We start from the raw sequence: 13,168 nt of genomic DNA, 5'->3' as shown, positions 1-13,168 counted from the left end.
GTGGCACATGCTGGACAGAAGGGCGCTATCCGAGGCATACTTTACGAGGGATAAGCTTGTGAAGCATCACCTCGATTCGTTCAACGAGTTTTTGGACAGGGGACTCCAGCGAATTGTGGACGAAGAGGGCATCATTGAGACCAACATCGAGGGCACCTATGTGAGGTGCGGGAAAATCTCGGTGGGAAAGCCCATAGTGAGGGAGGCAGATGGCTCCCAGACAATTCTCTATCCCAACATGGCAAGGCTGAGGAACATCAAGTATGCCGCACCCCTCCATCTCGAGATGCAGATATATCAGAATGGCGAGCCAGCCACGGGGATGGAGGTTGCCGAGATAGGACAGCTCCCAGTGATGCTGCTCTCCAAGGCGTGCAACCTGTATGGTCTCTCAAAGGATGAGATTGTGAAGATGGGCGAAGACCCTCTGGACCCCGGTGGGTACTTCATAATCAACGGAGCAGAGAGGGTGATCATCACCCTCGAGGACCTTGCCCCCAACAAGATATTCGTGGAGAGGGCCGAGCAGTATGGGGAGACAATAGAGGTGGCCAAGGTGTACTCTCAGAGGGGGGGCTACAGGGCGCTTACCACAGTGGAGAGAAACCGCAAGTCCATTCTCGAGGTTTCATTCCCCTCCATAGCCAACAGCATGAGCCTCATTACCATGGTCAGGGCGCTTGGCCTCGAGACTGATGAGGAGATTGTGAGGGCAGTATCCGATAACCCAGAGGTGATAAAGTACGTGCTCGAGAACCTCGAGGAGGCAGAGGTGGAAACACAGGAGCAGGCCCTCAGTGTTCTTGGAAGTAAAGTGGCCACTGGGCAGGCAAAGGAGTATCAGATTAAACGTGCTAACTACGTGCTCGACCGCTACCTGCTACCACACATAGGCACTGATGAATCGGACAGAAAGGCAAAGGCGAGGTACCTGTGCCGCATGGCTGAGGCCGTGCTCGAGCTCGCACTGGGCATGCGTCCCGAGGACGACAAGGACCACTATGCCAACAAGCGTCTGAGGCTATCTGGTGACCTCATGGAGGAGCTGTTCAGGGTGGCGTTCAACAGACTAACGCGAGACATCAAGTATCAGCTCGAAAGGGCAAGCATGCGCAACCGCGAGCTCACTGTGAACACCATTGTTAGGAGTGATGTGCTCACCGAGAGGCTGGTGCATCCGCTTGCCACTGGCAACTGGGTGAGTGGCAGGACGGGCGTCTCCCAGCTGCTGGACAGGACGGACTACATTTCCACCCTCTCCCATCTTCGAAGGGTGATATCGCCGCTGTCCCGTACCCAGTCCCACTTCGAGGCTCGAGACCTGCATCCCACACAATGGGGAAGGCTGTGCCCCTCTGAGACCCCAGAGGGTCCCAACTGTGGTCTGGTGAAGAACTTTGCCCAGATGGTGGAGCTGTCCACGGGCACTGACCAGCAGAAGGTGGTGGACGTCCTTCATGAGATGGGAGTGCGCATGGGAGGTGATGCCCTGTGAGCGAGGATGCGAGGGTGTATGTGGATGGAAAGCTCATCGGGGAGCATCCAGATGGCAGATGGCTCGCAGAGCACATAAGGGCTGAGCGAAGAAGGGGCAGAATCTCAACACAGGTGAACGTGGTGTACTATGAGGATGTGAACGAGGTGTACATCAACACCGACAGCGGAAGGGCCAGAAGACCTCTCATAGTGGTAAAGCCCAATGGCAGAGGCGGATGTGAGCCGCTTGTGACCGAGGAGCACATCGAGAAGCTCAAGAAGGGGGAGCTGAAGTTTGATGACCTCGTTCAGATGGGGCTCATCGAGTATCTCGATGCGGAGGAGGAGGAGAATGCCTTCATTGCAATAAACGAAGAGGACCTCGCAAAGAGCGATAGCTACACCCATCTTGAAATCGACCCGGCACTGATACTGGGAATAGCTGCAGGGCTCGTGCCCTATCCAGAGCACAATGCCTCGCCGAGGAACACCATGGGTGCTGCGATGGTCAAGCAGTCGCTGGGTGTGGGCGCCGTGAACTTCAGGCTGAGACCAGACACGAGGGGGCACCTGCTTCACTATCCACAGCGAGCGCTGGTGCAGACCAGATGTGCCAAAACGATAGGCTTCGATGAGCGACCCGCTGGACAGAACTTTGTGGTTGCGGTGCTCTCCTACGAGGGATACAACATCGAGGACGCCCTCATAATGAACAAGGGCTCCATCGAGCGTGGGCTTGGCAGAAGCCACTTCTTCCGCACGATGGAGGGTGAGGAGAGAAAGTACCCGGGCGGTCTTGTGGACAAGTTTGAGATACCAGATGCCGAGGTGCGGGGAGCAAGGCCAGACAGCGCATACGCCCATCTGGATGAGGATGGGCTGGCAAGCCCGGAGACCTATGTGGGACCCAATGCCGTGCTCATAGGCAAGACGAGCCCACCGAGGTTTCTCGAGGAGCCCTCCGAGATAGGGCTCTCCCCACAGCAGCGGCGTGAGGCATCCATCACGATGCGCTCCAACGAGAAGGGTGTGGTGGACACCGTAATTCTCACAGTATCCACAAATGGCGAGCGGCTGGTGAAGGTCAAGGTCAGAGACCAGCGAATTCCAGAGATAGGGGACAAGTTCGCCTCCCGCCATGGGCAGAAGGGTGTTATAGGATTAATCGTGCCCCACGAGGACATGCCGTTCACTGAGGATGGCATCGTCCCAGACCTCATAATCAACCCCCATGCCATCCCCTCGAGGATGACTATCGGGCACGTGCTGGAGATGATCGGTGGCAAGGTGGCCTCACTCAGGGGCGAGGTGGTGGATGCCACGCCGTTCTCTGGTGAGACCGAGGAGCAGCTGAGAGCCGAGCTTCAGCAGTATGGCTTTGCCCACACGGGTGAGGAGGTGTTCTATGATGGCACTACCGGGGAGCGGATGAAGGCGAACGTGTTCGTTGGCGTGATTCTGTATCAGAAGCTTCACCACATGGTGGCCTCCAAGATGCATGCTCGCTCCCGTGGGCCAGTGCAGGTGCTCACCCATCAGCCGACCGAGGGGCGTGCCAGAGAGGGTGGCTTGAGGTTTGGCGAGATGGAGAGAGACGTGCTCATAGGCCATGGAGCCACATTGGCTCTTAAGGAGAGGTTGCTGGACGAGTCCGATAAGGTGGTGCAGTGGGTGTGTGCCAAGTGCGGCATGATTGCCACATACAACTACCGCCGCAATGTGGCGTACTGCCCAATATGCGACTCTGAGAGCGACATCTATCAGGTGGAAATGTCGTATGCGTTCAAGCTGCTGCTGGACGAAATAAAGTGTCTGGGCGTGGCGCCGAGACTGGAGCTGGCGGATGCGGTGTGAGGTGGTAAGATGTACAGTGCCCCAAAGCGCATTGACAAGATAAGGTTCGGGCTCATCTCCCCCCAGGAGTTTCGGAAGATGTCTGTGGTCAGGGTAATCACCGCAGACACATACGATGACGATGGTTTTCCGATTGACATGGGGCTGATGGACACGAGGCTTGGGGTGATAGACCCGGGCCTGCGGTGCAAGACCTGTGGCGGACGAGCAGGCGAGTGCCCCGGACACTTCGGACACATCGAGCTCGTGGCTCCCGTGATTCACGTGGGCTATGTGAAGACCATCAGAAAGCTGCTGAGAGCGATATGCCGCGAGTGCTCAAGGCTGATGCTCACTGAGGAGAAAAAGAGCGCATTTCTCGATGAGATAAAGAGGAGAAGAAAGCTCAAGCAGCCCATCGATGACGTGGTAAGGATGGTGTACGCAGAGGCACGCAAGAGCAGCATATGCCCCTACTGTGGTGCCGAGCAGGGGGAGATAAAGTTCGAAAAGCCCACGAGCTTCTATGAGGATGGCGAGAAGCTCATGCCCACCGAGATACGAAGCCGCTTTGAGAAGATGACCGACGACGACATTCGGGTGCTGGGGATGGACCCCCAGAATGCCCGCCCAGAGTGGATGATTCTGAAGGTGCTGCCCGTGCCCCCAGTGACCGTGAGACCCTCCATCACCCTTGAGAGCGGTCAGAGGAGTGAGGACGACCTCACCCACAAGCTGGTGGACATCATACGCATCAGCCAGCGGTTTCAGGAGAACAAGGAGGCCGGAGCCCCCCAGCTCATCGTGGAGGATCTGTGGGAGCTGCTCCAGTACCATGTGACCACCTTTTTGGACAACGAGGTCTCTGGCGTGCCCCCTGCAAGGCACAGGTCTGGAAGGCCCCTGAAGACCCTGTCCCAGCGGCTGAAGGGCAAGGAGGGCAGGTTCAGGGGAAGCCTCTCTGGAAAGAGGGTGAACTTCTCGGCAAGAACGGTCATCTCGCCAGACCCCAACCTGAGCATCAACGAGGTGGGAATTCCCCAGCGGGTGGCAGAGCAGCTGACCGTCCCCATCAACGTCACACACCTCAACATAGAGGAGTGCAGAAGTTATGTTAGAAGGGGCAATGAGCACCCGGGTGCCAACTACGTGGTGCGTCCCGATGGTAGAAGGGTGAAGGTGATGGAGGCAAATGCCGAGGAGCTCGCCGAGATGCTCGAGCCCGGCTGGATAGTGGAGAGGCAGCTCAAGGACGGCGATATAGTGCTGTTCAACAGGCAACCCTCACTGCACAAGCTGTCCATCATGGCACATCAGGTGAGGGTGCTTCCAGGAAAGACATTCAGGCTGAACCCCGCGGTGTGTCCACCCTACAATGCCGACTTTGACGGAGACGAGATGAACCTGCACGTGCCCCAGACGCAGGAGGCTCAGGCAGAGGCATGGATGCTCATGAGGGTGCAGGAGAACATACTCTCGCCACGGTTTGGAGGACCCATCATAGGCGCAATTCACGACCACATCACGGGCATATACCTGCTGACAAGAGGAGAAAAACACTTTTCAAAGCGCGAGATGGTGCAGCTGCTCAGGACGTGTGGCATCACCACCCTCGGGGAGCCTGCGGGCATTGACGAGCATGGAAATCCCTACTGGACTGGGAAGCAGGCGTTTTCGCTCATCCTGCCCTCAGATTTGTGCTTGAGCTTCAGAAATGGGCTGTGTCAAAACTGCTCCCAGTGCAAGAAGGAGGAGTGTGAGCACGAGGCGTATGTGGTGATAGAGAATGGGAAGCTGATATGTGGTGCGATAGAGGAGAAGGCAATAGGTGCGTTCAAGGGCATTTTGCTCGATTACATCGTGAAGCACTATTCCTCCTCGAGGTCGGCGAAGTTCATCGACCAGCTCACCAAGCTTGCCATACGCTCCATCATGCAGGCGGGATTCAGCTTTGGCATCAAGGACGAGGACGTGAGCCCTCAGGCGATTGGGCAGATTGAGGAGGTGATAGCCAACGCAGAAGAGAAGGTCACCCAGCTCGTGCAGGCGTACGAGAACGGTGAGCTCGACCCACTTCCTGGAAGGACACTGGATGAGACCCTCGAGCTGCTCATCATGCAGGAGCTGGGAAGGGCAAGAGACCAGGCAGGACAGATAGCGGGAAGGGAGCTGGGCTTGGACAACCCAGCCGTGATAATGGCCCGCTCGGGTGCGAGGGGCTCGATGCTCAACCTCACCCAGATGGCGGGATGTGTGGGTCAGCAGGCAGTGAGGGGTGAGCGTATCCAGAGGGGTTATGCCAAGAGAACCCTCCCCCACTTCGCACCGGGAGACCTCGGGGCAGATGCCCATGGGTTCGTGAGGGCGAGCTACAAGCGGGGGCTCTCCCCGACCGAGTACTTCTTCCATGCGATTGGAGGCAGAGAGGGGCTGGTGGACACGGCAGTGCGAACGTCCCAGTCGGGTTATCTGCAGCGCCGCCTCATCAACGCCCTTCAGGACTTGGAGGTACAGTACGATGGCTCAGTTCGTGAGACGAGGGGTGTTGTGGTGCAGTTCAGGTATGGAGAGGACGGCATAGACCCGGCAAAGAGCGGATACTGTACTCCCACAGTGATGCGTGAAATCGTGGAGAGCGTGACTGGCAGGAGGGTGGAGTAGATGGCGGTATCTGAGGAGACCATAAGAAGGGCTGTTGAGGCAACACAGCTTCCAGAGAGTCTTAAAAACGCCCTCATCGACAGCTGCATCAGGGCAGAGGTCAGCAGGCTGGAGCTCGACGAAATCGTAAAGAGGGCTGTGGAGGTGTACGAGCGCTCTCTGATGGAGCCCTGTGATGCTGCTGGAGTGGTGGCAGCCCAGTCAATAGGCGAGCCTGGAACGCAGATGACGATGCGTACGTTCCACTATGCTGGTGTCGCCGAGATTAACGTCACGCTGGGGCTTCCAAGGCTCATAGAGATACTCGATGCCAGAAAGGACCCCAGCACACCCATGATGACCATCTATCTCAAGGATGGAGCAGACAGGGAGAAGGCAAGGAAGGTGGCCCTCGATATTGAGGCAACGCCCATCTCCAGCATTGCATCGCTCGATGCAGACCTCAACAACATGAGAGTGGTGGTGCGCCTCTCCGAGGATAGACTCAAGGAAAGGGAGCTCACCGCTGAGCGTGTGTTCGAGGTGATGAATGCCGAGCTAAAGGACTGCGTGCTGGAGCAACGGGGCCTCGAGATAATGGCACAGCCCAGTGAAGCCTCATACCGCAGCCTCATGCAGCTCGTGAAGACCATCGAGGGGCTAATCTTCAAGGGCATCAAGGAGATTCGCAGGGTGGTCATCAGAAAGGAGGATGATGAGTACGTGCTGTATGCCCAGTACAGCTATAAATCGACAGACAGACGTACCCGAAGAAAGCTCACACCACTGGAACAAGTGATGTTGCACCCAGATGTGGATGCAAGAAGGACGAAGACGAACCACATCATCGAGATGTATGAGGTGCTGGGCATTGAGGCTGCCCGTGCAGCCATCATCCGCGAGGCCACCGACACCCTCAGAGAGCAGGGGCTCACTGTGGACATCAGGCACATCATGCTGGTGGCGGACATGATGACGGCAGATGGCGAGGTGAAGGCCATCGGAAGGCACGGTGTCTCTGGAGAAAAGGCGAGCGTGATGGCAAGGGCTGCCTTCGAGGAGACTGTGAACCATCTGCTGGATGCCGGGGTGGAGGGCACGATAGATGAGCTCAAGGGTGTGACCGAAAACGTCATCGTGGGGCAGCCCATAAGGCTTGGCACGGGAGATGTGCACCTGGTGGCATTGCCATTCCGAGACGTGATGAAAAGAGCTGCAGAAAGACAAAAGGATTAAATATCAGGGCCTGTTAGGGGGTGGAAATGATGTCGATGGGTATCAACCCGATGGGTATCAACCTCAATAAGGAGCTCATGTCCGCCGTGAAGACTGGAAAGGTGCTGCTGGGCTCCAAGCAGAGCCTCAAGGCAGTGAGCGCTGGAAATGCCAAGCTCGTTGTGGTCGCATCCAACTGTCCCCCGTCGGTGAAGAGGAGGTTGGAGGAGGCCAATGTGCCCATCATTCGGTTTGATGGCACGGGCGTGGACCTTGGAACGGTGTGCGGTAAGCCCTTTGCCATCGCAGCCCTCGCCATAGTGGAGGAGGGTGAGTCTGAGATACTGGCTGGTGTTAGGTGATGGGTGAGATCAGGCTTACAGAGGAGGAGATGAGATACATCTCCGTTTTTGAGGGCATTACGGGAGCACATGCCATAGATTGCTTCTTGGACGATGAGGCGCGTAAGGTGGTGTTTGTGGTAAAGGATGGCGAGATGGGGCTTGCCATAGGCAAGGGCGGTGCGCACATCCAGAAGGTGAGGGAGGTCCTCGGGAGACATGTGGAACTCGTGGAGTTCTCTGAGAATGCCGAGCAGTTTGCAAAAAACCTTATAAAGCCAGCCACCGTCAGGAGCGTTGAGTTCGTGGAGAGAGATGGAAAGCGAACTGCCTACGTCGAGGTGAAGGATGATGAGAAGGGCCTCGCCATAGGCAAGGGCGGAAAGAATGTGCTAAAGACGAGGCTGTTTCTGAATCGACATCATGATGTGGATAACGTGGTGATAGAGTAGGGGGAGCTGCAGTGGGAAGAGGAAAGTACACGGCAAGAAAGCTAAAGCAAGACAGAAAGCGGTTCAGATGGTCTGATGAGGACTACATAGCGAGAGCACTCGATCTTAGAAGGAAGGCAGACCCACTTGGAGGTGCCCCTCAGGCAAAGGGAATCGTGCTCGAGAAGGTGGGCGTGGAGGCAAAGCAGCCCAACTCTGCCATCAGAAAGTGCGTCAGGGTTCAGCTCATCAAGAACGGTAAGCAGGTCACGGCGTTCTGTCCAGGCGATGGCGCAATCAACTTCATCGATGAGCACGATGAGGTCACGGTGGAGCGCATTGGTGGAAGAATGGGCGGTGCCATGGGAGATATTCCAGGTGTCAGGTTCAAGGTAATCGCAGTGAATGACATATCGCTCGTTGAGATGGTGAGGGGCAGAAAGGAGAAGCCGATAAGGTGAGTGCATGGCGAAGATTTTTGACAAGTGGGAACTCGATGAGGTCGAGGTCAGGGATCCGGGACTGGTCAGATATGTGAACCTGAAGCCAGTGCTCGTGCCCCACTCCATGGGCAGACATGCGAAGCAGGTGTTCAACAAGAGCGAGCTGTGCATCGTGGAGAGGCTCATCAACAAGATGATGCGAAAGGAGCACAACACTGGCAAGAAGATGAAGGCGTACAATATAGTCAGGGACGCCTTTGAGATCATCTACCAGAGGACAAAGAGAAACCCGGTGCAGGTGCTGGTGGAGGCAATTGCCAACGCAGGCCCAAGGGAGGAGATTGTCAGGCTCAAGTACGGTGGCATCGCAGTGCCCAAGGCCGTGGATACGTCGGCACAGCGCAGGGTGGACCAGGCACTCATGTTCATAGCCAAGGGTGCATGGGCCACCTCGTTCAAGAGCAGGCGCTCGATTGCCGAGGCTCTCGCATCCGAAATCATTGCAGCGGCTGAGTACGATGCCAGGTCCTTTGCCATAAGCCAGAAGGATGCCAAGGAGAGGGTGGCCAAGGGAGCGAGATGAGCGTGGGATGGGATGGCAGGAAAGCCACGGGCCACCATCATAATCCCCGTTTACAGAGAGTGTGAGCTCCTATCCCTCCTGCTGGAGAGACTGACACAGGATGGATACGAAGAGAAGGAGATAATAGTCGTCATCGATGAGCCCACAAGAGATAGCTTGGAGCTCTCTGAACAGCATCCAAACGCTCGCTTCATTTTTCATGAGGAGAGGGTTGGCAAGGTCAATGCCATGAATGAGGCAGCGAAGCTATCGCATGGGGATATCCTCATTTTTCTGGACGGTGATGTGTACATTCCCAGAGGTGTGCCTTTCTTAGAGGAAGTAGTGCGAGAGATGGAGGATACAGATATCTTGGATATAAAGAAAAAGATATGCACACGCTCGTTTTTGTCTAAGATGATGTACTATGAGTATGTTGGCTTTAACATTGGCTCGTGGCTTATGGCGAGGCTCAAAACTGGCTCTCCCGCCATAAATGGCGCTGCTTTCGCCATCAGGAGGGACATCTTCGAATCACTGAGAGGATTTAGAAGGGTGGTCGCTGAGGACCTCGATATGGCGATGAGAGCATTTGTGAGGGGCTACCGCTTTAAATATACGAGTAAATTGATGGTGTATACCCCTGCTCCCCCAAACTGGGAGAAGTGGCGCGCTCAGAGAAAGAGGTGGGCACTGGGTGCAGCCATGTGGCTCAAGGAATGGTATGGGGAGCTGATATGGAAAGCTTTGAGGAGTCCCCAAGTATTCATTCCCGTTATGCTGTTCGTTGCCCCCTCTCTGGTCTTGCTCCTGCTCGACCTTACTGACCCAAACATACTATTTTCTAACGTCCTCATGGCGTCTCTCATACTTCTGATGGCAAAGGCTACCTCCCATGTGGTGCTGATTGCCCCCGCCATGCCAATCTTGTACTCTTTCCAAGGGATATTTCTGGCAGACCAGCAGTGGGCCTATGCGATGAGGATGATAATCAGCACGCTGGTGAGCTTTGGATGTATTGCTCTGTTGTTTTTTAGCTTCTCGAGGAAGCTGGGCTTTGAGTTCAGGCTTCACGAGTTTTTTGGCTATTATTTCGCATACTTCCCGGTGTGCCTCCTGTTCTTGATAGGCTACCTGCTACACGTAGCATTCCTACCAAATAAGCCTGATATAGACTGGAAGCTCTGACGCACAGAACTCACAGCTCTTTTACCTTCCATCGCTAAGAAGGCTCCGTCCGTGAGGGCGGAGATGAATTAGGGGAGGTGGGCGGTAGTTTTTATACTTCCAGACCATACAACACAGTGATGTCTGGTAGAGATGACTTCTGGTGGTGGTTCGTAGGTTTAGTAGATGGGGAAGGAAGTTTTTGGATAAGAGTTGGAAAAAGAAAAAATAGAAAGTCTCCATCAATAGAAATGGGATTTAGTGTCCAGATGTCTATAAAAGAGCTTCCTTGTTTAGAGTATATACAAAAAGAGTTAGGATTTGGGCGAATTTATAAAGACCCAAAGTTACCAACTGCAAAATTCATAGTTGAGAGAAAGGAGGATGTGAACTACCCCGCCCTTACGGACGGGGCTTCGTGGGGAGTTTGCAGGTCGTTGCCTGCCTTATCCCCACAGGCTGGTTCACGCAGCCACTACCCGTTATCCTTCTGGACTCACGGGATACTTTCACACACCAGCCCTTACGGGCTGTCCAGCCTTACGGCTGTTACGAGGTCGTTATACTTTCTATCCTCAGAGTATTTAAACCTGACCACCCACCTCCCCTTGCGTATCCCCTCCCTTGCGGAAGGGGTCTTGCAAGCAACGAGATGAGAAAGGAAGATTTGTCTTTTCATTATCAGAAGACGATTTAAGGAGATTAGAAGAAATTAGAAATAATATGAACCTCACATATTCTCGCAAAAAACCCTGCTATAAGAGAGAAGTATCACTACAAGATTATTTAAAAATACATGGTGTGGGCAGGGGCTGCCGTGACCCAGCCGAAAGGGGCGTCTTATGCACACTCCCCAACCTCCCCTAACGGGTCACTTGTACACAGTGGCAATTTTGGCTGGAGTGGTATCCCGGTTGTACAGCTCAAGCCTGCTGCCATCGAGATACCTGATTACGATGATGGGTACTCTCTGGCTGAAGTGGTATGGGGGATAGAGAAAGTATATCCTGTCCTGCCTTTCGTCCAGCGAGTGGGTGATGTTCACCACCCTTATGTATGCCCTGTCCCTCTGAAGACTCAGCACCTTCACCTCAGAGAAGTTCGAGAAGAATTTCATCACATCTGGCCGGATGGCATTTGAACCAAACAGCAGCACATACGCATTGGCGAGCGTGTCGAGATGAAATTCGAGCATGAATGTGGCATTGTAGCCCTCGAGCTGCATTGTCACTCTGTCCACGTGAAAGTATGGCTCCCTCTGGGCAGATGCCTGCGGCATTGCCATGAGCATTACCATCCCGAGCACCACCACGAGGGGCAGCCACCTCATATAGCCAAGGGCAATGCCAGCGGATAAAAGGCTTTTGCTCGCTGATGCAGGTGGGTGGCGGAAGCGCCAAGCAATATACCGGAGGCTCACCTTTCGAGATGGCTGATAACGGCATCTGTGAACTCCGTGGTGCTTGCATTTCCTCCGATATCAGGGGTGCGGATGCCCGCATCCAGCACCCATCTTATGGACTGCTCAATCCGCTCATACTCTTTGAGCCCTGCCCAGTCGAGCATCAGCCCCACACAGAGGATGGCTGCTATCGGGTTGGCGATGTTGCGGCCTGCTATATCCGGGGCGCTGCCATGCACTGGCTCGAACATCGCATGCTCATCACCGAGCTGGGCGCTGGGACACAGGCCCAAGCCCCCCACGAGCCCTGCTGCAAGGTCGCTCAGTATGTCTCCGAACAGGTTGGATGTGAGCAACAGCTCAAATCGGGTGGGCTCCCTCACGAGATGAAGGGCACATGCATCCACGAGCACCTCGTCATACGGCACTCCATACCGCTCTGCCACCTCGATGCACACTCGCCTCCACAGCCTGTCGGAGCGCAGCACGTTTGCCTTGTGCACTATCGTGAGCCTTTTTCTCTCTGAGCAGGCAAGCTCGCACGCCACCTTTGCGATTCTCTGTGTGCTCTTGCGAGTGACCACCCTTCTGGTGTATGCCCCCAGCTCGTCCTCTTCCTCCTCACCGGAGTACAGCCCCTCGGTGTTCTCCCGAACGATTGTGAGGTTGAGATTCTCGTACATGCTGGGGGTGATGCCAGAAAACGCCCTGAAGGGGCGCACATTCGCATACAGCCCGAGCTCCCTTCGAATGCGCACCACCACGCTGGAGTAGTCGGGGTCTGGTGGGGTGGTGATGGCGCCAAACAGCACGCAGTCGCACTGCCTCATCATCTCGATGTCATCGTCCGATATTGCCACACCCTCCCTCTGGTAGCGGGCATAACCCACCTCTATGGGCACACACTGCACGTCTGGCTGCAAGAGCTTGAGCACCCTCACCGCCTGAGGGATGACCTCCCTTCCTATCCCATCGCCCGGCGCCACCGCCACCTTCAGGCTCACTCACCCATCACCTGCACCACAATGCGCCGCCTTCTTGGCCTCACGTCCAGCTCGACAAATACAATCTGTTGCCATGTGCCGAGCACCATCCTGCCATCCACGAGCGGTACCGTGAGGCTTGGACCAATCATCGCCGCCCGCACGTGGGAGTGTCCGTTGCCATCTTGCCATCTCACATTGTGTCTGTACTCGATGTCTTGTGGAAAGAGGCGCTCTATTGCCGCCGCAAGGTCATAAATCGCCCCGCTCTCGTACTCTATGGTGGTGATGGCGCCCGTGGAGCCAGGAACGAACACCAACACCATCCCATTCCTCAGCTGCGTGCGCTCTACCGCCCTTGCCACCTCGTCGGTGATGTCGTATATGGTGCACCCAGCCTCGGTGGACAGCTCCACGTACTCAGTCCTCACACTCATCTGAACCACACGCCATCTCGGCAAACTTGAACCCAATGAGCGCCATGGCAATACAGAACAGGAGAATCATAATGGCATACCCCACCCCAGCATAGCTGCCCGCAAACATGTGCACCGCTATCAGGGCGACTATCAGCCCTGCCACAGCAGCCGTGGTGATTCCAGCCTCCATCAGCCTCATGTCCATGTTCCCTCCTCTCATGTGTAAATATATATACATAAGCATAGTGTGGAATGA

At 55.4% G+C, this 13,168-nt stretch carries 14 protein-coding genes; 10 read left to right on the top strand and 4 right to left on the bottom strand.

The genetic code is table 11. The annotated features are described in order from the left end of the window. Positions 1–7: 7 nt before the first annotated feature. From BP07_RS07050 to BP07_RS08630, 10 genes are all read left to right on the top strand, one after another. Positions 8–1,495: a DNA-directed RNA polymerase subunit B'' gene (locus tag BP07_RS07050; protein WP_052353330.1), complete on the top strand. Its 1,488-nt coding sequence runs from the start codon at positions 8–10 to the stop codon at positions 1,493–1,495. Then, entirely contained in the window at positions 1,492–3,330 is a 1,839-nt protein-coding gene (gene rpoB, locus BP07_RS07045) for a DNA-directed RNA polymerase subunit B (protein ID WP_042687336.1), read from the top strand. The genes BP07_RS07050 and rpoB overlap by 4 nt, the downstream gene beginning before the upstream one ends. A 9-nt stretch (positions 3,331–3,339) precedes the next feature. Continuing rightward, on the top strand, positions 3,340–5,970 hold the full coding sequence (locus BP07_RS07040) for a DNA-directed RNA polymerase subunit A' (RefSeq protein ID WP_042687334.1): 2,631 nt from the start codon (positions 3,340–3,342) through the stop codon (positions 5,968–5,970). Beyond that, positions 5,971–7,185 (top strand): DNA-directed RNA polymerase subunit A'', encoded by a 1,215-nt coding sequence (gene rpoA2 / locus BP07_RS07035; protein WP_042687330.1) that lies wholly within the window; start codon positions 5,971–5,973, stop codon positions 7,183–7,185. A 26-nt stretch (positions 7,186–7,211) separates the two neighbouring features. Continuing rightward, positions 7,212–7,526, top strand: a complete 315-nt coding sequence (locus BP07_RS07030; RefSeq protein WP_245597078.1) for a 50S ribosomal protein L30e — start codon at positions 7,212–7,214, stop codon at positions 7,524–7,526. After that, the gene (locus BP07_RS07025; protein ID WP_042687327.1) at positions 7,526–7,957 is read left to right on the top strand and encodes a NusA-like transcription termination signal-binding factor; all 432 of its coding nucleotides are present in this window, start codon (positions 7,526–7,528) and stop codon (positions 7,955–7,957) included. The genes BP07_RS07030 and BP07_RS07025 overlap by 1 nt, the downstream gene beginning before the upstream one ends. Before the next feature lie 11 nt (positions 7,958–7,968). Next, entirely contained in the window at positions 7,969–8,397 is a 429-nt protein-coding gene (locus BP07_RS07020; RefSeq protein WP_042687324.1) for a 30S ribosomal protein S12, read from the top strand. Between the two features lie 4 nt (positions 8,398–8,401). Beyond that, complete coding sequence (locus BP07_RS07015; protein WP_042687321.1) at positions 8,402–8,962, top strand: 30S ribosomal protein S7; 561 nt, start codon at positions 8,402–8,404, stop codon at positions 8,960–8,962. 12 nt (positions 8,963–8,974) lie between these two features. Then, positions 8,975–10,129: a glycosyltransferase gene (locus BP07_RS07010; RefSeq protein WP_042687318.1), complete on the top strand. Its 1,155-nt coding sequence runs from the start codon at positions 8,975–8,977 to the stop codon at positions 10,127–10,129. A 119-nt stretch (positions 10,130–10,248) separates the two neighbouring features. Continuing rightward, positions 10,249–10,764: an LAGLIDADG family homing endonuclease gene (locus BP07_RS08630; RefSeq protein WP_157203146.1), complete on the top strand. Its 516-nt coding sequence runs from the start codon at positions 10,249–10,251 to the stop codon at positions 10,762–10,764. Positions 10,765–10,979: 215 nt separating this feature from the next. On the opposite strand, the gene BP07_RS07005 is transcribed toward BP07_RS08630, so the two are convergent. The 4 genes from BP07_RS07005 to BP07_RS06990 form a co-directional block, all read right to left on the bottom strand. Beyond that, on the bottom strand, positions 10,980–11,438 hold the full coding sequence (locus tag BP07_RS07005) for a hypothetical protein (protein WP_042687315.1): 459 nt from the start codon (positions 11,436–11,438) through the stop codon (positions 10,980–10,982). An 86-nt stretch (positions 11,439–11,524) separates the two neighbouring features. Beyond that, positions 11,525–12,514 (bottom strand): isocitrate/isopropylmalate dehydrogenase family protein, encoded by a 990-nt coding sequence (locus BP07_RS07000; protein WP_338045910.1) that lies wholly within the window; start codon positions 12,512–12,514, stop codon positions 11,525–11,527. Beyond that, on the bottom strand, positions 12,511–12,930 hold the full coding sequence (locus BP07_RS06995) for a secondary thiamine-phosphate synthase enzyme YjbQ (protein ID WP_042687311.1): 420 nt from the start codon (positions 12,928–12,930) through the stop codon (positions 12,511–12,513). Before BP07_RS06995 ends, BP07_RS07000 begins: the two co-directional genes overlap by 4 nt. After that, positions 12,914–13,117, bottom strand: a complete 204-nt coding sequence (locus BP07_RS06990; protein WP_042687310.1) for a hypothetical protein — start codon at positions 13,115–13,117, stop codon at positions 12,914–12,916. Before BP07_RS06990 ends, BP07_RS06995 begins: the two co-directional genes overlap by 17 nt. Positions 13,118–13,168 lie beyond the last annotated feature (51 nt).

This window comes from Methermicoccus shengliensis DSM 18856, from assembly GCF_000711905.1.
In the GTDB taxonomy this organism is placed as follows: Archaea; Halobacteriota; Methanosarcinia; order DSM-18856; family Methermicoccaceae; genus Methermicoccus; species Methermicoccus shengliensis.
Note: the sequence above shows the minus strand (reverse complement) of the source record. Positions and strands in the feature narration are given on the sequence as shown.

Excerpts from the sequence above, each read along its gene's own strand:
- BP07_RS07050 (WP_052353330.1), top strand. The coding sequence starts at position 8 with ATGCTGGACAGAAGGGCGCTATCCGAGGCATACTTTACGAGGGATAAG.
- BP07_RS07025 (WP_042687327.1), top strand. The coding sequence starts at position 7,526 with ATGGGTGAGATCAGGCTTACAGAGGAGGAGATGAGATACATCTCCGTT.
- BP07_RS07030 (WP_245597078.1), top strand. The coding sequence starts at position 7,212 with ATGATGTCGATGGGTATCAACCCGATGGGTATCAACCTCAATAAGGAG.
- BP07_RS07015 (WP_042687321.1), top strand. The coding sequence starts at position 8,402 with ATGGCGAAGATTTTTGACAAGTGGGAACTCGATGAGGTCGAGGTCAGG.
- BP07_RS06995 (WP_042687311.1), bottom strand. The coding sequence starts at position 12,930 with ATGAGTGTGAGGACTGAGTACGTGGAGCTGTCCACCGAGGCTGGGTGC.
- BP07_RS08630 (WP_157203146.1), top strand. The coding sequence starts at position 10,249 with ATGTCTGGTAGAGATGACTTCTGGTGGTGGTTCGTAGGTTTAGTAGAT.
- BP07_RS07005 (WP_042687315.1), bottom strand. The coding sequence starts at position 11,438 with ATGAGGTGGCTGCCCCTCGTGGTGGTGCTCGGGATGGTAATGCTCATG.
- BP07_RS07010 (WP_042687318.1), top strand. The coding sequence starts at position 8,975 with ATGGCAGGAAAGCCACGGGCCACCATCATAATCCCCGTTTACAGAGAG.
- BP07_RS06990 (WP_042687310.1), bottom strand. The coding sequence starts at position 13,117 with ATGGACATGAGGCTGATGGAGGCTGGAATCACCACGGCTGCTGTGGCA.
- rpoA2 (WP_042687330.1), top strand. The coding sequence starts at position 5,971 with ATGGCGGTATCTGAGGAGACCATAAGAAGGGCTGTTGAGGCAACACAG.
- BP07_RS07040 (WP_042687334.1), top strand. The coding sequence starts at position 3,340 with ATGTACAGTGCCCCAAAGCGCATTGACAAGATAAGGTTCGGGCTCATC.